Here is a 19,242-nt window from a genome sequence, read left to right on the forward strand (position 1 = left end):
GTTCGGACCCTGTCTTGCTCACGAATTGAGCCGGCCTGATTAGATTTTAGGCGCGACGGAATAGCGCAGCGGCACACCATTCCCGCAATGCGGGAAAATATCCGGATTCATAATCCATTAGCGAACTCCGACCGGTTGGCACGGCATTTGATTCTAAGGGTCCCGGCTGTGCCCGCGTAGTGGAAGTCCTCCGCGTGGTGAACCTCAGTCGAAACTCCCGGTGTCCGTTCGCACCGGGCCCAAGCGGGGATTAGGACTCATGAAAATTGTTATGGCGATCATTAAGCCATTCAAGCTGGAAGAGGTCCGTGACGCCCTGACCGCCATTGGCGTTCACGGTCTCACGGTGACGGAAGTCAAAGGCTACGGCCGTCAGAAGGGCCACACGGAAATCTATCGCGGCGCCGAATATGCCGTGAGCTTCCTGCCCAAGATCAAGATCGAAGTCGCAGTCAACTCCGATCAGGTCGACAAGACCATCGACGCCATCACCTCCGCCGCCAAGACCGGACAGATCGGCGACGGCAAGATCTTCGTCATCAGCCTCGAACACGCCGTGCGCATCCGCACCGGCGAGGCCGATGCCGCGGCCCTTTGATTTCGCGCTCAAACCTTAAGACCTCAGGAGTGAAATAACATGACGTTCAAGCGTCCCTATGGCGCGGGACTGGCGGCCCTTGCAGTCGGCCTGTTCGCCGCGACCGCCGCCTACGCCGAGCCAACCGTCAACAAGGGCGACAACGCCTGGATGCTGACCTCGACGGTGCTGGTGCTGTTGATGACCATCCCGGGCCTCGCGCTGTTCTATGGCGGCCTCGTCCGCTCCAAGAACATGCTCTCGGTGCTGGCGCAGGTTTTCTACACGGTCTGCCTCGTCACCGTGCTCTGGGCTCTCTACGGCTACAGTCTCGCTTTCACTGGCGGCTCCGACTTCATCGGCGGCTTCTCCAAGGCCTTCCTGATGGGCGTCACGCCGGACTCGAAGGCTGCGACCTTCTCGGTCGACGCCAACATCTCCGAACTCGTCTATATGTGCTTCCAGATGACCTTCGCGGCGATCACGCCGGCCCTCATCGTCGGCGCCTTCGCCGAGCGCATGAAGTTCGCGGCGATCGCGCTGTTCATCCCGCTCTGGGTGACGCTGATCTACTTCCCGATCGCGCACATGGTCTGGTACTGGCCGGGCCCGGACGCGATCCAGGATGCCGCCAAGGCGCTCGCCGCTGCGGCTGACGGTGCGGCGAAGACCGCGGCGCAGGCCAAGCTCGACGAGATCAACGCCGATGCCGGCTGGATCTTCAAGAAGGGTGCAATCGACTTCGCCGGCGGCACCGTCGTGCACATCAACGCGGGCATCGCCGGCCTGGTCGGCGCGCTCCTGATCGGCAAGCGCACCGGCTACGGCAAGGAGCTGATGGCTCCGCACTCGCTGACCATGACCATGATCGGCGCCTCGCTGCTCTGGGTCGGCTGGTTCGGCTTCAACGCCGGTTCGAACCTCGAAGCCAATGGCGGCGCTGCGCTCGCCATGACCAACTCCTTCGTGGCGACGGCCGCGGCGGCGCTGGCCTGGATGTTCGCGGAATGGATCATCAAGGGCCATCCCTCGCTGCTCGGCGCGCTCTCGGGCGCGGTCGCGGGCCTCGTCGCGGTGACGCCGGCGGCCGGCTATGCCGGTCCGATGGGCGCCATCGTGCTCGGCCTCGTGGTCGGCGTGGTCTGCCTGTTCTTCTGCACGGTCGTGAAGAACGCGCTCGGCTATGACGACTCGCTCGACGTGTTCGGCGTCCACTGCGTCGGCGGCATCGTCGGCGCGCTCGGCACGGGCATCCTGGTCAACCCGGCCCTCGGTGGCGCCGGCATCATCGACTACACCGCGATCCCGCCGAAGGTCGCCGATTACGACTTCGCGGCGCAGATGATCTCGCAAGTTTGGGGCGTCTGCACCACGCTGGTGTGGTCGGGCATCGGTTCGGCGATCCTCTACAAGATCGTCGACGTGATCGTCGGCCTGCGCGCCAACGTCGAGACCGAGCGTGAAGGCCTCGACATCACCGAGCACACGGAGCGCGCGTACAACATGTAGAATTAACGGCCCTTGAGGGCCGTTAATTCGGGGGTTCTCCCGGGGCGCGACCTCCCCAAGCGGTCGTTCCCAGAACTACGGTCCGGGCACATACCCGGCAATGTCCGGGCCGTTGAGGGGCTCCAGCGCAAGTTGGAGCCCCTTTCTTTTTTCTCCGGCTTGAGAAAATAATGTCGGAATTACCTGCCATTGTGGAATGACAGGCTACGAACAACGAAACCGACAACAAAAACGGGAGGACGTCATGAAGGTGCAGGGCAGGTGCTACTGCGGCAACGTGCGCTACGAGGCCGAGGGCGAACCGATGATGGCGGCGCAATGCCTGTGCCGCGAATGCCAGTACATCACCGGCGGCGGCCCGAACATGTTCATGGCAATGCCGACCACCGGCTTCAAATACACCGCAAGCCAGCCCAAGCAGTTCACCCGCAAGGATCTCGAGCGCGCGGTGACGCGCGAGTTCTGCCCGGAATGCGGCACCCATCTGGTGACCAAGGTGCCGGGCCTGCCCGCCACCATCCTGAAGGTCGGCACCTTCGACGATCCCAGCGTGTTCACCCCGCAGATGACGATCTACACCTGCGACAAGCAGACCTTCCACCACATTCCGGACGGCAAGCCGTCATTCGAGAAGCTGCCGGCGCGGTAGTCGTCACACATCGGGTGGCGTAGCCCGGATGAAGCGCAGCGCAATCCGGGTCAGGCCGATCCGCCGACGAAACGGCCCCGGATTTCGCTTCGCTTCATCCGGGCTACGCCGTCGCGCAAATAGCATTTGAGGATATCGGCAGGCGACAGCGACGTGAGGCTCTCCTGACGGCGCGGCGGTGGATCATGTCTCGGTGCAATTTTGGGTTCGATTTTTTGCGGTCGACGCTGATATCACGCGCCGGCCCATCGCGGGCGCCGCCGATGGTTAATCGCGTCTTAACCTCGCCCTATCTATGGTGATTTGATCGGTTTACGGTCGGCGCCCCACTCCTCCGACCGCAGTGAAAGTGCTGGCATTTCAATCATGGCAATGACCGCCTCATCCGGCTTGGCGCAGGGCGCCGCCGATGCCGCATCCGCCGGCCAGGCCGAGCGTTCTCCATTCGTGCGTACCACCGAGTTGCTGGCGCCGTATCAACCGGCTAAGCCATTGATTACGCTATCGGTCGGCGAGCCGCAGCACCCGGTGCCCGATTTCGTCGGGCCGGTGCTCGCCAAGCACACTGCCGAGTTCGGCCGCTACCCGATGGCCAAGGGCATCGAGCCGTTCCGCCGCGCGGCCGCGACCTGGCTCTCCAGCCGGTTCCAATTGCCGCGCCCGATCGATCCGGAGAACGAGGTGCTGGTGCTGAACGGCAGCCGCGAGGGGCTGTTCTTTGCCGCGATCACGGCGGCACGCACGGTCTCGCCGCGCAAGGGCCGCCCCGCGGTCCTGATGCCGAACCCGTTCTATCCGGCCTACGGCGCCGGCGCGCGCGCCGCCGGTTGCGAGCAGATCCATCTGCCGACCACGCTCGCCAACGGTTTCCTGCCCGATCTCGATGCGATCGACGAGGCGACGTGGGCGCGCACAGTGGCGTTCTTCATTGCCTCGCCGGCCAATCCGCAGGGCTCGGTCGCCTCACGCGCCTATTTCACGCGGCTGAAGCAGCTCGCCGATCGCCACGGCTTCATGATCCTCTCCGACGAGTGCTATTCGGAGATCTACACCCGCGAGGCACCGGGCAGCATGCTGGAATGCGCCGGACCCGACTTCACCAATGTGGTCGCGTTCCAGTCGCTGTCGAAGCGCTCGAACCTGCCCGGCATGCGCGTCGGCTTCGCCGCCGGCGACCGGAAGTTTCTCGCCGCATTCCTCGAGCTGCGCAATGTCGCAGCGCCACAGGTGCCGGTGCCGCTGCAACATGTCGCGGTCGCCGCCTATGGCGACGAGGCGCATGTCGAGGAGAACCGCAGGCTCTATCGCATCAAGTTCGATTTCGCCGACCAGATCCTCGGCAACCGCTACGGCTACAAGCGTCCCGCCGGCGGCTTCTGCGTCTGGCTCGACGTCTCCGATCGCGGCGGCGACGAGGAGACGACGGTCAGACTGTATCGCGATGCCGGCGTTCGCGTGATTCCCGGCAGCTATCTGGCGCGCCAGCAGAGCGACGGTTCCAATCCGGGCGCGGGCTATATCCGCCTTGCGCTGGTCTCCGACAGTGAATCAACGGCCGAGGCGATGCATCGCCTGGTCGAAACCCTGGGTTAATCGCGAAGCGCGAAGATTGAGTATGCCTGCGATCGAACGTGTCATCCCCCTGGTCGGCCATCTGCCGCTCTCGTTGCGCGAGGCGCTGGCGCGGCGGCTGCGCGAACTCACCGGGCTCGGCCTGATCGCGCTGTCGGGCGCCATCACCGCTGCGCTGATGACCTGGTCGGTGCAGGATCCGTCACTGAGCCACGCCACCTCCCGCGCGATCCGCAACGTGCTCGGCTATCCCGGCGCGATCGGCGCCGATCTCCTGATGCAGATCCTCGGGCTCGGCGCCATCATGCTGCTGCTGCCGGTCGCAGTGTGGGGCTGGCGGATGTTGACGCATCGGCCGTTCGACCGCGAGGCACTGCGGCTTGGCTGCTGGATCCTGTGCACGGTGATCGCGGCCGGCTTTGCCAGCTGCTGGCCGCACAACACCGCATGGCCGCTGCCGACCGGGCTCGGCGGCGTGGTTGGCGACGCCTTGCTGCGCGCGCCGGCCGTGGTGTTCGGACCGCCCGGCTTCATCTATCGCGTCGTGCTCGGCTTGATCCTGTTCGTCGCGATGGCGGCCTGCTTCCTGTTCGCCTGCGGCTGGGGCGCCAAGGAGCAGGACGAGGAGCTGACGCCGATCTCCGACGACGACGAGCCGTTCGTCGAGGAGGAAGACAACGACCGCAGCTCGGTCTCGCTGGGCTGGCTGTTCCACGCGCTGATGAGCGCGAAAGCGCGGCTCGGCTGGCTGTTCGCCACCGCCTATAAATCGCTGGTGTCGAGCGGCACGCAGGGCCGCAGCGCGGCGTTCGAGCGCCAGGAGCCCAATATCGGCGGCGGCCGCGCGGCGCCCTCGATCGCGCCGGCGCGTGACGATCACGACGAGGACGAGCCTGAGGCCTTCGACGACGAGGAAGAAGAGGACGACGAGGAGGAAGCTCCCGCCGCCCGTGCGCCGCGCAAGAAGGCCGAGCCGAAGCCGAAAAAGAAGAATTCCGACAAGTTCGAGCTGCCGTCGGTCTCGGTACTCAGCGCGCCCAAGGCGAGCGACCGCCAGCCGCTGAGCAAGGCCGAGCTGGAGAACAATTCGCGCGCGCTGGAAGGCGTGCTGCAGGATTTCGGCGTGCGCGGCGAGATCGTCAAGGCCAATCCGGGCCCGGTGGTCACGCTGTACGAGCTGGAGCCCGCGCCCGGCATCAAATCGTCACGCGTGATCGGACTGTCCGACGACATCGCCCGCTCGATGAGCGCGCTGTCGGCCCGCGTCGCCGTGGTCGCCGGTCGCAACGCGATCGGCATCGAGCTGCCGAATGCGCATCGCGAGAAGGTCTATCTGCGCGAGCTTCTGGTCGCGAAGGAGAGCACCGAGTCGGTGGCGAAACTGCCGCTGTGCCTCGGCAAGACGATCGGCGGCGATCCCGTCATCATCGACCTCGCGCGCACGCCGCATATGCTGATCGCCGGCACCACCGGCTCCGGCAAATCGGTCGCGATCAACACCATGATCCTGAGCCTGGTCTACCGGCTGCGGCCGGACCAGTGCCGCCTGATCATGGTCGATCCGAAGATGCTCGAACTCTCCGTCTATGACGGCATCCCGCATCTCTTGACGCCCGTCGTCACCGACCCGAAGAAGGCGGTGGTCGCGCTGAAATGGGCTGTGCGCGAGATGGAAGAGCGCTACAAGCGGATGGCCAAGCTCGGCGTCCGCAACATCGACGGCTACAATGCACGCCTGGTCGAAGCCAAGGCCAAGGGCGAAGAGCTGACGCGCACCGTGCATACCGGCTTCGACAAGGAGACCGGCAAGGCGATCTACGAGGAAGAGAAGCTCGACCTCGAGCCGCTGCCCTATATCGTCATCATCGTCGACGAGATGGCCGACCTGATGATGGTCGCCGGCAAGGACATCGAAGGCGCGGTCCAGCGCCTGGCGCAGATGGCGCGCGCCGCCGGCCTGCATGTGATCCTCGCCACACAGCGCCCGTCGGTCGACGTCATCACCGGCACGATCAAGGCCAACTTCCCGACCCGCATCGCCTTCCAGGTGACGTCGAAGATCGACAGCCGCACCATCCTCGGCGAGATGGGCGCCGAGCAGCTGCTCGGCCAGGGCGACATGCTCTACATGGCAGGCGGCGGCCGCATCAGCCGCGTGCACGGCCCGTTCGCCTCCGACGAGGAAGTCGAGAAGGTGGTGCGTCACCTCAAGACGCAAGGCGCCCCGGAATATCTCGAAGCCGTCACCGCGGAAGAGCCGACCGACGAGGACGGCGCCGTGTTCGATGCCACCGGCATGGGTGGCGACGGCGGCGGCGATCTGTTCACGCAGGCGGTTGCGATCGTCAAGCGCGACCGCAAGGCATCGACCTCCTACATCCAGCGCCGGCTGCAAATCGGCTATAACCGCGCCGCCTCGCTGATGGAGCGGATGGAACTTGAGGGCATCGTGGGACCGGCGAATCACGCCGGAAAGCGCGAAATCCTGGTCGGGGAGGAAGAAGGCCAGTTCTGATCGGGGATGATCATCACGGAAAAACCATATCTCCCTCGGAAGAGGCGGGATAAAATCCGGCCAAGCGGGACGAGCGTCGAACAGAGACCTGACATATCTGATGGCAAAACACCTCATTGACCGCGGCAGGCGCACTGCGCTGGCTGTTCTCGTCACCGCCGCGATCGCCGGCGCCGCGACGGCGCAGAATGCGCCGACGACGCCGAAACCCGCACCCAAGTCAGCGGCGAAGAAGGACGCCGGCGCGCAGAGCAATGCGGACAAGGGCCCGACCACCACGGGCGCAACCCAGCCGCCGCCGGATCCGGTGATCCCCGATCCGCGTCGCAACGTGCCCGCGAACATCTTCCAGACCTTCGACGCCAACCAGAAGGCGCAGGCCGCCAAGGTCTCGGCCTATCTGTCGTCGCTGCAGACGCTGGTCGGGAATTTCGTCCAGGTCGGCCCCGACGGCACCAAGACCAAGGGCGATTTCTACATCCAGAAGCCCGGCAAGCTGCGCTTCGAATATGACAATCCGAGCACCATCGAGGTGATCGCCGACGGCTCGTCGGTCGCGGTGCGCGACCGCAGGCTCGCCACCCAGGACGTCTATCCGCTGTCGCAGACCCCGCTGCGCTATCTGCTGTCGGACCGCATCGATCTGATGAAGGACACCAACGTCATCAGCGTCACCGCCGATGACGTGTTCATCAGCATCACGATCGAGGAGAAGCAGGCGCTGGTCGGCACCAGCCGCTTCCTGCTGATGATCGGCGCCAAGGACGGCAAGCTCAAGCAGTGGACCGTCACCGACCCGCAGGGCTACGACACGACGGTTGCGGTCTACAATCTCGACGCGACACAGAAGCCCGATCCGGGCCTGTTCAAGATCGACTTCACGACCTATCCGGGGTCGTCGCCGGGCTAACGACAGTGCCGTAGGGTGGGCAAAACGCAGCGTGCCCACCACTGCTTGCGAGCTCTTGATGGTGGGCACGTCGCTGCGCTCCTTTGCCCACCCTACGCACCGTTGCTGTGGACAAAGCGCCAACCCGCATCGAGAACCGTGCTAAGACGCGGCTCTCATGCGGTTCTCCGTCACCACCTGGAACATCAACTCGGTGCGCCTGCGCATCGACATCGTCGCCAAATTCCTGAAAAGCGCGCGGCCGGATGTGCTGTGCCTGCAGGAGACCAAGTGCATCGACGATGCGTTTCCGCTGAAGCGCTTCAAGCGGCTCGGCTATGAGCACGTCGCGCTGAACGGACAGAAGGGCTATCACGGCGTCGCCATCGTCTCGCGGCTGCCGTTCGAGACGACCGACATCAGGACGTTCTGCAACAAGATCGATTCGCGGCATATCTCGGTGTCCTTCGGCGACAAGGCGCAGCTTTCAAAACCGCTGGTGCTGCATAATTTCTACGTGCCGGCCGGCGGCGACATTCCCGATCCCGCACTCAATCCGAAGTTCGAGCACAAGCTGCAATTCCTCGACGAGATGAAGGCGTGCGAGCCGCTGCATCCGCGCGGCGACGACCGCCACATCCTGGTCGGCGACCTCAACGTCGCGCCGCACGAGAATGACGTGTGGTCGCACAAGCAACTGCTGAAGGTGGTTTCGCACACGCCGGTCGAGACCGAGAAGCTGCTCGCAGCCCAAGCGCATGGCGAATGGTTCGACATCGCGCGCGAACGAATCCCGCTGTCGGAAAAGGTCTACACCTGGTGGAGCTACCGCGCCGCGGACTGGACCGTCGGCGATCGCGGCCGCCGGCTCGACCACATCTGGGTCTCGCGCGCGCTGAAGGATCAGGTCAGCGATTTCAGGATCACCCGCGACGCCCGCAGCTGGGAGCGTCCGTCGGATCATGTGCCGGTGACCGCGGTGATGGAGGTTTGACGCCGCATCAACGCGAAGCTTGTCCGTCATCCTGAGAGCTTGTGACGGATTCGGCTCCTGCGGAGTTTTTGGCGGCTGTTCGTCGCAGCAATTGGCAGGTTTGAGTTCGAGTTCGGCGATGACCCGTTGTTTAGGCTCTGGAGAGGCGGTTGCCTTGCAGGATGTTGTTGACGAGGGCGTACCAGAGCACGACGGCACGGACCTTTTCGATGCCGCGCACGGTCAATTGCCGCAGGTCCCAATTGCGCCAGCGGGCATGGATGCACTCGCAGATCGACCGGGACCTGTATCGGGCCTTGCCCTCTTCGCTCGCCATTCGCGCACGCCAGGCCAACACCCCCGGACCGTCGCCGCGCCGCGGTAGATAGGGATCGGTACCGTGCTTGGATTGAGTGGGCGGACAAAAGATATCGATGCCCTCGGCATAGGCCCATTCGATGTCCTCGGCACTGCCAAAGCCGCCATCGACGAGATGGTCCTTGGGCAACCCTCCGGGGCCGCGCACGCTGCCGCTCCAGCATGGGGCGCATCAGGCCGCGATCGGATCCGATGTTGCAAATTCTGGTGTCGACGACGATCTGCTCCCCGGCCACGCTCGTCACCTGCACGTTGTAGGCGGGGCGGAAGCCGCCGTTCGCCATCTTCATGACCCGTGCATAGGCGTCCGTCGTGGAGGCCCGCGGCTCCTTCGGCGTCTTGCCGTTGCCGCGACTTTCTTCGCGCTCCTTGCGCTGCTGCTTGATCTCGGCGAGCGCCGTCTGCGCCGCCTTCACCCGCGCGCTGCGTTCCCGCGCGGCCCGCTCCTTGGCTGCCCGGGCACGCTTATTGCTGGCGTCCGAGCGTGTGTCGACCTCGCGCTTGAGGTCTTCCACCACGGCCTCAGCCTGCGCCAAATGCTTATCCAGCGTCGCCTCGCGCCGGAACGAGGCCGCCCCGGCGCTGGCCCGGACCCGCATGCCATCCTGCGCCAAGGTCTCCAGATCGACGAGACCGGCCTTTGCCAACGCTGCCAGATGCTCACTGAGCAGTCGGTCAAGCAGATCGGCGTTGCCGACCCGGAAGTCCGCCAGCAGGTGATAGTTCACCGACACCCCGCCGCACAGCCAGCGATAGGCATCGTGGCTCTCGCACAGCCGCTCCAACGCCCGCGCGCTGCCAACGCCTTCGCTGGCGGCATAGAGCCACAGCGCCAGCAAAAGCCGGGGCGAGGTCGCGGGGTGACCGGGACGATCGCCGCGAGCCTTGATCCGGTCCTCCAACTCACTCAGATCAAGCTCTTCGACATAAGACCAAATCAGCCGCACCGGATGGTCTTCCCCGATCAGGCTCTCAATATCAACCGCTCGCAGCGCAATCTGGTCGCGCTGGGGCTCACGCAGCCGCGGAGCGCCGGGCAAGCCCGCTTCGGCTGGTGGCTTCGCCTGCTCCGGCAGGTCCCCAAACAACTCATCGGCAGCCAACATCACCTCCCGCGAATCCATCATCGCCAGAGAATCACACCGCGCCGGCTTTCGGCTATAATGCTCGCTGAAACCCCAAAAAAATCACACCCTCTGAGGAGCGCGGAACGCGCGTCTCGAAGGATGAATCGGCCCGACTGGTGGCCGTCGACCCTTCGAGACGCGCGCAAGAGCGCGCTCCTCAGAGGGTGACGGGTAAATAAGCGGCAGCTACGTGCTCAGCTTCCCGCCCGCCATCAGAATATCGCTGGCGAGCTGGCTGGTGCGCAGCGCGAGTTCGTCGCGCAGGCGGCGGGCGGCGGCGGGATCGCTTTCCAGCACGCGCTGGAACAGGCTGCGCGCGACGCGGATCACCGAGCCGCGCTCCAGCGCGGTCGCGGTCGACGGCCGCTTCATCGCGACGATCAATGCGAGCTCGCCGATCAGTGCGCCGGGACCGGCGATGATCTCGGCGCCGCCTTCCTCGACGCGGAAGGTGCCGCGCTGCACGACATAGCCGGCGTCCGCCGTGTCGCCGGTCTTGAACAGCACTTCGCCTGCGTTGAAGTCGCGTTGCTCGGAGCCGATCGCCAGCATGCGCAAGGAACTGTCGCCCAACAGACGCATCGTCGGGACCCGCTCGAGCAGGGCTACGTCATCATCGATCGACATTCAGGTCCGGTAACCGCGGTGCGCCTCGATTTCACGAATCGTTGAGCGCGAAGCGTATCACGGCACCAGCTTGTAGCCACCGGCTTCCGTGACCAGGATTTCCGGGTTGGCGGCGTCCTTCTCGATCTTCTGGCGGAGGCGGTAAATGTGGGTTTCCAGCGTGTGGGTGGTGACGCCGGAATTGTAGCCCCAGACTTCCTGGAGCAGGGTCTCGCGCGACACCGGCATCTGGCCGGCGCGGTAGAGGAAGCGCAGGATCGCGGTTTCCTTCTCGGTCAGCCGCACCTTCCTGGCGTTGGCACCGGTCAGCATCTTCGAGCCGGGCCGGAACGAGTAGGGGCCGACCGAGAATACCGCGTCCTCGCTGGCCTCATGCTGGCGCAGCTGGGCCCGGATCCGGGCCAGCAGCACCGCGAAGCGGAACGGTTTTGCCACGTAGTCGTTGGCGCCGCTTTCCAGCCCCAGGATCGTGTCGGAATCGGTGTCATGGCCGGTCAGCATGATGATCGGGGCCTTGAAGCCGCCCTTGCGCAGGCTGCGGACCACTTCGCGGCCGTCGGTGTCGGGCAGGCCGACATCCATCAGAACCAGATCGGGGGAATTGGCTTTGGCGGCAGTGGCGCCCTTGGCGCCGGTGTCGACTGCGGAGGCTTCGAATTCCTCGTGCAGGGACAGCTGCTCGACCAGCGTATCGCGCAGATCGGTATCGTCATCCACGATCAAGATCTTGCGGGCATTGGCCATAGGTACATCCTTCGGGGCGGGGCGGTCAGAAGCGGAGGGCGCTTAGGGCCGTAACATCGGCTAGATATGTGCTCAGGTAGGCGATTGTTACCGATTCACAAGGCAACGCAGTCTACCTCAAATCCGGCGGGGCAGGACGTGAATGTCCTGTAATGCCGGGAGATAGAATGTTTGGGGCGTTCAAGGCAAGTTCAGTTTTGAACAATTCTTAAGGGAAGGTCAGCCATTTCAATCACTTATATGACAGCCAAACGTGATCGCCCGCTCTCCGCCATCGAGGTCCGGGCGGCCGCCGGCGATCCGCGCCGGGGCTGGCTGACAGCCGATGGCTGGACGATTCCCGTGGCGCTTGGACGCGGCGGAATCCTCGCCAACAAGCGCGAGGGCGACGGCGGCACGCCGCGCGGCATCTTCCATCCAAGGCAATTGTGGTGGCGCGCCGATCGGCACCGGCGCCCGGTGACCTTGCTGCCGACGCGGCCGATCCGCCGCGAGGACGCCTGGTGCGAAGATCCCGCCGACCGCCACTACAACCAGCCGATCCGGCTCGACCGCGAGCAGGCCGGCGACCGCCTGACCCGCGAGGATCATCTCTACGACTTCATCGTCGAGATCGATCACAACGCCGCGCCGCGTATCGCCGGCCGCGGCAGCGCCGTGTTCCTGCATCTGGCGCGGCCGAATTTTTCGCCGACCGCGGGCTGCGTCTCGATGACCAAGGCCTCGATGCTGCGGCTGTTGCGGCGGATGTCGCCAAAGACAAAGATCGTGATCGGGTAGATCCAACCTCTCCTGTCATTGCGAGCGAAGCGAAGCAATCCATCGCCCCGCAAATGCGGAAGCATGGATTGCTTCGTCGCTATCGCTCCTCGCAATGACGGGGCTGAGAGCTTTATGATATGGCAAGACCAATGCAGTTGGGACTTCAACCATGCTCGACAACAACCAGATCGCCGCCGCCGCAAAAGTCCTGAGCGAGCACTGGCGCGCGGGAACGAAACTCGGCGCGCTCGATAGCGCCATACGGCCGCGCGATCGCGCCGAGGGCTATGCGGTGCAGGCCCAGCTGGGAAAGACCTCGCGCGAAAAACTGTTCGGCTGGAAGATCGCGGCGACCAGCGCGGCCGGCCAGAAGCACATCAATGTCGCGGGGCCGCTGGCCGGACGCATCCTCGCCGAGACGGTGCTACCGGATGGCGGCACCGCGTCGATGACCGGCAACGAGATGCGGGTCGGCGAGCCGGAATACGCCTTCCGCATGGCGCACGATCTCGCGCCGCGCGCGACGCCCTACGGCGTGCAGGACGTTTTGGACGCAGTCGGCACGCTGCATCCGGCGATCGAGATTCCGGATTCGCGGTTCGCCGATTTCGTCTCCGCCGGCGAGGCCCAGCTGATCGCCGACAATGCCTGCGCGCATCTGTTCGTGCTCGGAGCAGCAACGTCAGCCGACTGGCGTGCGATCGACCTGGTCGAAGAGCGCCCGACCATCACGCTGCGCGGCGAGCGTTACATCGGGCACGGCAAGAACGTGCTCGGCGATCCCCGTGTCGCGCTCACCTGGTGCGCCAACGAGCTGCGCGCACTTGGGCTGACGTTGCGGGCAGGGGAGGTGGTCACCACAGGCACCTGCCATCCGCCACTGCCGATCGCCGCGGGTGATGCGTTCGCTGCCGATTTCGGCGCGATCGGCAAGGTGTCGGTGAAGTTCGCGTAGGCAGCGCACGCGCCGCACATACCGCTGTCGTCCCTGCCTGGTGCGCAATTGCGTACCAGGCAGGGACAACATCTCATTTGGGGTCACCATCGGGCTGAGACCGCTGGTCAGTGATGATCGCCAACACCGTCATCCTGAGGTGCGAGCGGAGCGAGCCTCGAAGGATGCACGGCCCGGCCGGTGGCCGTCGATCCTTCGAGACGCCGCTTCGCGGCTCCTCAGGATGACGGGTTTACGGACCAAGCGAACGCCGCAACGCCACTACGCGTGCGGCACCGTACGCGTGCCGAAGATCGCCGAGCCCACCCGCACATGGGTCGCACCCATCGCGATCGCCACCGCGAAATCGGCGCTCATGCCCATCGAGAGATTCTTCAAGCCGTTGCGCGCGGCGATCTTGGCGCAGAGTGCGAAATGCGGCGCCGGCGCCTGGTCGACCGGCGGGATGCACATCAGTCCTGAAATCTGCAGGCCATATGCCTCGCGACACGCCGCGATGAAGGTATCGGCGTGCTGCGGCGCGACGCCGGCTTTCTGCGGCTCCTCGCCGGTGTTGATCTGGACGAACAGGTCCGGGTGTTTCCCTTGATTTTTGATTTCCTTGGCTAACGCTTCGCAAATGCTGGCGCGGTCGACCGAATGGATCGCATCGAACAGCGCGACGGCCTCCTTGGCCTTGTTCGATTGCAGCGGCCCGATCAGGTGAAGCTTCAGTCCGGGATGAGCCTGGATTAACTCCGGCCATTTGCCCTTGGCTTCCTGCACGCGATTTTCGCCAAATACGCGCTGTCCGGCGCCGACAATCGGCAAAATTGCGTCGGCCGCGAATGTCTTCGACACCGCGATCAAGGTCACCGAGGCGCGGTCGCGCCGCGCTTCCTTGCAGGCGTGCGCGATCTCCTGCTCAACGGCGGCGAGACCATGTGGTGAATCAGCCGATAACGGCGCGGTCGGGCTTTGGGTCATGCTTGTGCCGTTCTCTGACAGATGCCGGGGTTGGCTCGAATTTTACCAAATTCGGGAAAGGCTTTTTGAAGCCCTGCATTCTACCTTGGCGCACGGGCAAGGGACTAGAATGTCGGGCGTCACTTTCAACCGCAACCGGATCAAACTCAAGAAGGTTCTGGGCATTCGCGCCCGGCTGGCCTTGCTTGCGCTGATGCTGGTCGCGCCCCTGATGCTCGATCGGATCCGCACGCTGGAGAATTTCCGCACCTCGCAGATCGCGCAGGCCGCGGCCGGCTACGCCAACCTCACCGCGCACGCCGCCGAAACCCAGCGCGAAGTGGTCTCCTCGGTCGAGACCATGCTGAAATCCGCCGCCTATATCCGCGCCTCCGGCGGCATCGCGCAGAGCTGTGAGGTGCTGCGCGCCAGCCTGCCGACCGTGCTGCCCTGGATCCGCAGCATCATGTTCGTCTCGAGGGACGGGCTGGTGCAGTGCTCGACCCTCAACGTCCAGGTCGGCCTCAATGTCGGCGACCGCGAATATTTCAAGAAAGCGCAGGACAATCGCGGCTTCGTGTTCAGCGATTACCTGCGCGGCCGGACCAACGGTCGTCCCATGATGATGGCGGCCTATCCGGTGGCCGCGATCAATCCGGAGCAGGATGCCGTCGTCGTCGCCGGCATCAACATCGACTGGCTGTCGCAGATCATGGCCAATCTCGGCGGCCAGCCCGGCATGTCGGCGGTCCTCGTCGACTCGACCGGCGTCGTGATCGCAGCACCCGCGGATCATGCCAGCCTGATCGGCCGCTCGCTCGACACCATCCCGTTGATGGCGGCGATTGCCGAGAAGGCGCTGAGCTACGACGAACCATCAGGCTCGGTGTCATTCACCGCATCCGACGGCGCCCAGCGCACTCTGAGCTTCGCGCGCATCGCCGGCACGCAGTCACGGCTGATCGTCAGCATGGACGAGGCCAAGGTGACGGCGGCGATCAACCGCGAGATCCGCACCGCCTATCTGCAGCTCGGCTTCGTCTGCCTGTTCGTGCTGTTGGGTGCGCTGGTCGGCGCGGAGCGGCTCGTCATCCATCCGATCGAGCTGATGACCAGCATGGCGCGACGGTTCGGCGAAGGCGACTGGTCGGCGCGCGTCGCCAAGCACAAGCTGCCGGCGGAATTCGTGCCGCTGGCGCGCGCCTTCAACGCGATGGCGGCACAGCTCAGCCAGCGCGAGCGCGAGCTCGTCGCCTCCAACGACCGTCTCACCGTGATGGCCTCGATCGACGCGCTGTCCGGCCTCGCCAACCGCCGTGGCTTCCAAAGCCGGCTCGATTTCGAGTGGATGCGGGCACAGCAATATGAGTGCGAGCTGTCGCTGATGATGATCGATGTCGATCACTTCAAGCTCTACAACGACACCTACGGCCATCCCGAAGGCGACGCCTGCCTGACCCGGATCGGCGAAACGCTGGCCGGAATCGCCGCCGACACGATGGGCTTTGCCGGCCGCTATGGCGGCGAGGAATTCTGCCTGCTGCTGCCGAATACCGACGCCGCGCATGCGCTCGCGATCGGCGAGACGGTGCGTACCGCGGTCCTTGGCCTCGCCGTACCGCATGCGCCGTCGAGCCATTGCGTCGTCACCGTCAGCGTCGGCGTCGCGACCACAAAGCCGAACGAGACCCAGCGCCCCGGCGATCTGATCGAAGCCGCCGACGCCGCCCTCTACGCCGCCAAGCGCCGCGGCCGCAACGCCGTGATCGAGCACGGCTTCCTGCAGACGCTCGATGAAGCCGGGATGGCGCTGGCGAGCTAACTGCATCGCCCGGTGCAGGCGGGGCAGCATCGCGAGTTCATCCGTCGCGCAACCGGGAAAATGACGCTGGTGCTCTCATCGACACGCAGCGCGATCGTACCCATTTTGTAGTCCGGATGCCGCCCGTGACCCGTTCCCGGTGCGTCACTGCTATTAGGTCAATGATGCTGCCCGATAGCCCCTCGTTTGCGAAGTTGCCCGCGCACTTCTACTCACCATCGTGCGGCCATGCTTTGGTCAAAACTGCGTTGAGTGCTTGGCGGGAACATCGACGTCATGACAACGCGATTCTTTGGTGACACTGGATCAGGGGACAGGTCACCACAGCATTCTTGAGGCGCCCTCGGCAAAGGCTTGCGATGGAAAGGGCAACGTTCGACAAAGCCAGGGTCCTCGCTTTTGGCGACGCGCGGAGCATTGCGACCTACGCGGTCGAAATCCTGCTCATTGCCGCGATTTATGGCGGCCTCGCCGAGGCCGCGCGGCTGCTTCCCGCGATCAATCCAACCGCGACACCGCTGTGGCCACCGACCGGGCTTGCGCTCGCGCTGGTCCTGCTGCGCGGCTACCGGGTCTGGCCGGCAATCCTGCTGGGGGCCGTTTCTCCTTACCTTATGGCCGACCGATCGCTCCTGGAGTTTGCCGCCGCCGGGATCGGCAGCCTGCTTGCGGCATGTGCCGGAACTTGGCTGATCGACCGTTGGTCGAACGGCCGCCAGACCTTTGCCACGCCTGTCGGTGTCGTGAAGTTTGCAATCATTTGCTTCGCGCCGACCGCGATCATCAGTTCGACCATCGCGTTGACCGGCTTCGCACTCGCCAACGAATCGAGCTTTTCCGATTCCGTCGTTGCCGGGGTGACCTGGTGGCTTGCCGACGCTGCCGCAGCCTTGGCGATTGCTCCGGTCATCGTGCTCTGGGCGACGATGCCCTTACGCATTCCTTCCAAATGGAGGCTGCTGGAATCGATCGTTGTCCCGGCTCTCGCTGCTATCATCGGGATCGTTGCTTACAGCCCGCTCATTGGTAGCGACCTCGTCAGCACCGACCTCGACGTGTCGCTGCCGCACCGGAGCCTGCTGGGCTTTCTGGTCGTACTCCCCTTGATCTGGGCCGGCCTGCGCGGTGATCGATGCACCGCGTCGACGGCTGCGTTCTTTTTTATCGGAATGGCCGTGTGGGGGTTCTCGGCGGGAAATGATCCATTTCCGAGAACGGATCCGAATGGCGCACTGCTATCCTTGCTCGTGCTCTCGATCACCGTATCGGCAGCTCCCCTTGCCTTGGCTACGGCAATCGCGACGCGACAGACCACGGAAGCCGATCTGCTTTCTGTTCGGGACCAACTGAACGGTCAGCTTGAACGGAAGGCCTTGGCGCTCGACAGCATCAGGCGGCACTTCCAAACCCTTATCGAAGGCGTCGTCGACTATGCGATCTTTGCGCTTGATCGAGAGGGACACGTCACGAGCTGGAACAGCACAGCTCAAAAGATCATCGGCTACAGCTCGGAAGAAATCATCGGCAAGCATTTTGGAATATTTTATCGGCCGGACGAACGCCGCGCGGGTTCGCCGGCACACGCGCTGGAGACGGCAATCGAAAGGGGCAAGTACGACGTCGAGGGTTGGCGCATCAGAAAGAATGGGACGCCATTCTTCATCACGGGCTCCGTTTCGTCGAGCCATGACGACGCAGGACATCTGATCGGCTTCATCAGCATCCTGCGCGACGCAACCGAGCGTCGCGACGCGGAGGAGAAGCTGGTTCAGGCCCGCGAACAGCTCGCGATGTCGCAGAAGATGGAGGCGATCGGCAAGCTGACCGGCGGCATTGCGCACGACTTCAACAATCTATTGATGATCATCGGCGGCAGCGCCCAGATCTTCACGCGCCTGCTCGATCCGAAACTGCCCAAAGCCATCGAAGCCATCCAGACCGCGGCGAAACGCGGCGAGAGCCTCACGCGCCAATTATTGACCTTCTCCCGTCATCAGCATCTCAGCCCGACGGTCGTTGATCTCAATGCGTCCATCAAGAACATGCGGACCATGATCGAGAGCTCACTGCGTGGCAACATCGTGTACAACGAGAACGTCGGGGAGGGCACAGCGTCGGTCAAGGTGGACCTCGCCGAGCTGGAGCTTGCGATCGTCAACATCGCCGTCAATGCGCGCGATGCAATGCCGAACGGCGGCACGTTCACCCTGTCCGTCCATGCGGTGACCGCGAACCAGGAAACCGGCGGCGATCGCCGCGCAAAGGCGTTCTTTGCGATAGCGCTCAGCGATACCGGCACCGGCATTCCGCCACATCTCCTGTCCAAGATGTTCGATCCGTTCTTCACGACCAAGGAAGTCGGCAAGGGGACCGGGCTCGGTCTGTCCCAGGTCTATGGTTTCGCCCACCAGGCGGGCGGAACGGTGACGGCAGATAGCAAGGTTGGTCAGGGAACGACGATTACAATCTACCTGCCGTCCAGTGCAGACGAGCAAACCGCCAGCAAGGACCTCGCCGCCGCCAGAGCAAGACCGAGGCAGCCGCAGCGGCAGACGGTCCTCGTTGTCGACGACAGCCCCGAAGTGGCTGACGTGACATCCTCGCTGTTCGAGCATCTGGGTTATGAAACGATCTATCGGGATTCGGCCGAAGCGGCGCTAAAACTGCTCGATGCCGGCACAAGAATCGATCTCGTCTTCAGCGATATCGTCATGCCCGGAACCATCGATGGCGTCGGGCTCGCGAGAGAAGTGCGGGCGCGCTACCCGGGTTTGCCGATCGCGCTGACAACCGGCTACAGCGATGCTGCGAATGCGGCTCCGCCAAGCCTGAAAATACTCCGCAAGCCGTTCGACACCGAGGCACTGAGAGATTTCATCCAGGATCTCGCGCCTCCGAGATCGGCGCGCTCATCCGTCGTACCTTTGGCGTCAAACACGACCGACGCGTTGCGCAGACATTGACCGGTCGCGCCCCACATAGCGCTGTCATCGCCCGGCTCGACCGGGCGATCCAATATTCCGGAGGCGGCCGTAACTGAGCCGATGGGCCGCGGCGTACTGGGTCACCCGGTCAAGCCGGGTGACGACACCCAGCAGGTTCCTGACGGGGTGCCCAACCCAGCCAACCCCCAACGCACTCCGACGGCGAGCCATGAGTATTTGCCAGCCCCCAAGCCGTTGACCCCATGGGCGTTTT

General features: G+C 64.3%; 14 protein-coding genes and 1 pseudogene. 11 read left to right on the forward strand and 4 right to left on the reverse strand.

The window, feature by feature from the left end:
* The first annotated feature begins 259 nt into the window (after positions 1 to 259).
* From ACVMB0_RS07960 to ACVMB0_RS07990, 7 genes are all read left to right on the forward strand, one after another.
* Positions 260 to 598, forward strand: coding sequence for a P-II family nitrogen regulator (locus ACVMB0_RS07960; protein ID WP_024583097.1), 339 nt, complete (start codon positions 260 to 262; stop codon positions 596 to 598).
* Between the two features lie 39 nt (positions 599 to 637).
* Complete coding sequence (locus ACVMB0_RS07965) at positions 638 to 2,086, forward strand: ammonium transporter (RefSeq protein WP_456751369.1); 1,449 nt, start codon at positions 638 to 640, stop codon at positions 2,084 to 2,086.
* 244 nt (positions 2,087 to 2,330) lie between these two features.
* Complete coding sequence (locus ACVMB0_RS07970; protein WP_456751368.1) at positions 2,331 to 2,735, forward strand: GFA family protein; 405 nt, start codon at positions 2,331 to 2,333, stop codon at positions 2,733 to 2,735.
* A gap of 366 nt (positions 2,736 to 3,101) precedes the next feature.
* Entirely contained in the window at positions 3,102 to 4,328 is a 1,227-nt protein-coding gene (locus ACVMB0_RS07975; RefSeq protein ID WP_461345860.1) for an aminotransferase class I/II-fold pyridoxal phosphate-dependent enzyme, read from the forward strand.
* 16 nt (positions 4,329 to 4,344) lie between these two features.
* Positions 4,345 to 6,822, forward strand: coding sequence for a DNA translocase FtsK (locus tag ACVMB0_RS07980; protein ID WP_461345861.1), 2,478 nt, complete (start codon positions 4,345 to 4,347; stop codon positions 6,820 to 6,822).
* A gap of 100 nt (positions 6,823 to 6,922) precedes the next feature.
* Positions 6,923 to 7,732, forward strand: coding sequence for an outer membrane lipoprotein carrier protein LolA (locus tag ACVMB0_RS07985; protein ID WP_456751365.1), 810 nt, complete (start codon positions 6,923 to 6,925; stop codon positions 7,730 to 7,732).
* Positions 7,733 to 7,889: 157 nt separating this feature from the next.
* Complete coding sequence (locus ACVMB0_RS07990; RefSeq protein WP_461345862.1) at positions 7,890 to 8,705, forward strand: exodeoxyribonuclease III; 816 nt, start codon at positions 7,890 to 7,892, stop codon at positions 8,703 to 8,705.
* Between the two features lie 130 nt (positions 8,706 to 8,835).
* On the opposite strand, the pseudogene ACVMB0_RS07995 reads toward ACVMB0_RS07990, so the two are convergent.
* The 3 genes and pseudogenes from ACVMB0_RS07995 to ACVMB0_RS08005 form a co-directional block, all read right to left on the reverse strand.
* Positions 8,836 to 10,168, reverse strand: a pseudogene (locus ACVMB0_RS07995) (IS1182 family transposase).
* 207 nt (positions 10,169 to 10,375) lie between these two features.
* Positions 10,376 to 10,816: a Crp/Fnr family transcriptional regulator gene (locus ACVMB0_RS08000; protein WP_050627983.1), complete on the reverse strand. Its 441-nt coding sequence runs from the start codon at positions 10,814 to 10,816 to the stop codon at positions 10,376 to 10,378.
* Positions 10,817 to 10,873: 57 nt separating this feature from the next.
* Entirely contained in the window at positions 10,874 to 11,560 is a 687-nt protein-coding gene (locus ACVMB0_RS08005) for a response regulator transcription factor (RefSeq protein WP_016841446.1), read from the reverse strand.
* A 240-nt stretch (positions 11,561 to 11,800) separates the two neighbouring features.
* On the opposite strand from ACVMB0_RS08005, the gene ACVMB0_RS08010 reads away from it, so the two are divergent.
* Both ACVMB0_RS08010 and ACVMB0_RS08015 read left to right on the forward strand, forming a co-directional pair.
* Positions 11,801 to 12,340 (forward strand): L,D-transpeptidase family protein, encoded by a 540-nt coding sequence (locus ACVMB0_RS08010; RefSeq protein ID WP_461345863.1) that lies wholly within the window; start codon positions 11,801 to 11,803, stop codon positions 12,338 to 12,340.
* Positions 12,341 to 12,491: 151 nt separating this feature from the next.
* Positions 12,492 to 13,277: a 2-keto-4-pentenoate hydratase gene (locus tag ACVMB0_RS08015; protein ID WP_461345864.1), complete on the forward strand. Its 786-nt coding sequence runs from the start codon at positions 12,492 to 12,494 to the stop codon at positions 13,275 to 13,277.
* 261 nt (positions 13,278 to 13,538) lie between these two features.
* Here ACVMB0_RS08015 and ACVMB0_RS08020 read toward each other — a convergent pair whose 3' ends face one another.
* Positions 13,539 to 14,243, reverse strand: a complete 705-nt coding sequence (locus tag ACVMB0_RS08020) for a YggS family pyridoxal phosphate-dependent enzyme (protein ID WP_461345865.1) — start codon at positions 14,241 to 14,243, stop codon at positions 13,539 to 13,541.
* Positions 14,244 to 14,352: 109 nt separating this feature from the next.
* On the opposite strand from ACVMB0_RS08020, the gene ACVMB0_RS08025 reads away from it, so the two are divergent.
* Both ACVMB0_RS08025 and ACVMB0_RS08030 read left to right on the forward strand, forming a co-directional pair.
* Positions 14,353 to 16,044: a sensor domain-containing diguanylate cyclase gene (locus tag ACVMB0_RS08025; protein ID WP_456751360.1), complete on the forward strand. Its 1,692-nt coding sequence runs from the start codon at positions 14,353 to 14,355 to the stop codon at positions 16,042 to 16,044.
* A 359-nt stretch (positions 16,045 to 16,403) separates the two neighbouring features.
* Positions 16,404 to 19,007, forward strand: coding sequence for an MASE1 domain-containing protein (locus ACVMB0_RS08030; RefSeq protein WP_461345866.1), 2,604 nt, complete (start codon positions 16,404 to 16,406; stop codon positions 19,005 to 19,007).
* The last annotated feature ends 235 nt before the right edge of the window (positions 19,008 to 19,242 follow it).

Source organism: Bradyrhizobium sp. USDA 4451, from assembly GCF_054822585.1.

What these genes read in the sequence shown, in the direction of transcription:
- ACVMB0_RS07960 (WP_024583097.1), top strand. Translation starts at nt 260, where the DNA reads ATGAAAATTGTTATGGCGATCATTAAGCCATTCAAGCTGGAAGAGGTC.
- ACVMB0_RS07965 (WP_456751369.1), top strand. Translation starts at nt 638, where the DNA reads ATGACGTTCAAGCGTCCCTATGGCGCGGGACTGGCGGCCCTTGCAGTC.
- ACVMB0_RS07970 (WP_456751368.1), top strand. Translation starts at nt 2,331, where the DNA reads ATGAAGGTGCAGGGCAGGTGCTACTGCGGCAACGTGCGCTACGAGGCC.
- ACVMB0_RS07975 (WP_461345860.1), top strand. Translation starts at nt 3,102, where the DNA reads ATGGCAATGACCGCCTCATCCGGCTTGGCGCAGGGCGCCGCCGATGCC.
- ACVMB0_RS07985 (WP_456751365.1), top strand. Translation starts at nt 6,923, where the DNA reads ATGGCAAAACACCTCATTGACCGCGGCAGGCGCACTGCGCTGGCTGTT.
- ACVMB0_RS07990 (WP_461345862.1), top strand. Translation starts at nt 7,890, where the DNA reads ATGCGGTTCTCCGTCACCACCTGGAACATCAACTCGGTGCGCCTGCGC.
- ACVMB0_RS08000 (WP_050627983.1), bottom strand. Translation starts at nt 10,816, where the DNA reads ATGTCGATCGATGATGACGTAGCCCTGCTCGAGCGGGTCCCGACGATG.
- ACVMB0_RS08005 (WP_016841446.1), bottom strand. Translation starts at nt 11,560, where the DNA reads ATGGCCAATGCCCGCAAGATCTTGATCGTGGATGACGATACCGATCTG.
- ACVMB0_RS08010 (WP_461345863.1), top strand. Translation starts at nt 11,801, where the DNA reads ATGACAGCCAAACGTGATCGCCCGCTCTCCGCCATCGAGGTCCGGGCG.
- ACVMB0_RS08015 (WP_461345864.1), top strand. Translation starts at nt 12,492, where the DNA reads ATGCTCGACAACAACCAGATCGCCGCCGCCGCAAAAGTCCTGAGCGAG.
- ACVMB0_RS08020 (WP_461345865.1), bottom strand. Translation starts at nt 14,243, where the DNA reads ATGACCCAAAGCCCGACCGCGCCGTTATCGGCTGATTCACCACATGGT.
- ACVMB0_RS08025 (WP_456751360.1), top strand. Translation starts at nt 14,353, where the DNA reads ATGTCGGGCGTCACTTTCAACCGCAACCGGATCAAACTCAAGAAGGTT.
- ACVMB0_RS08030 (WP_461345866.1), top strand. Translation starts at nt 16,404, where the DNA reads ATGGAAAGGGCAACGTTCGACAAAGCCAGGGTCCTCGCTTTTGGCGAC.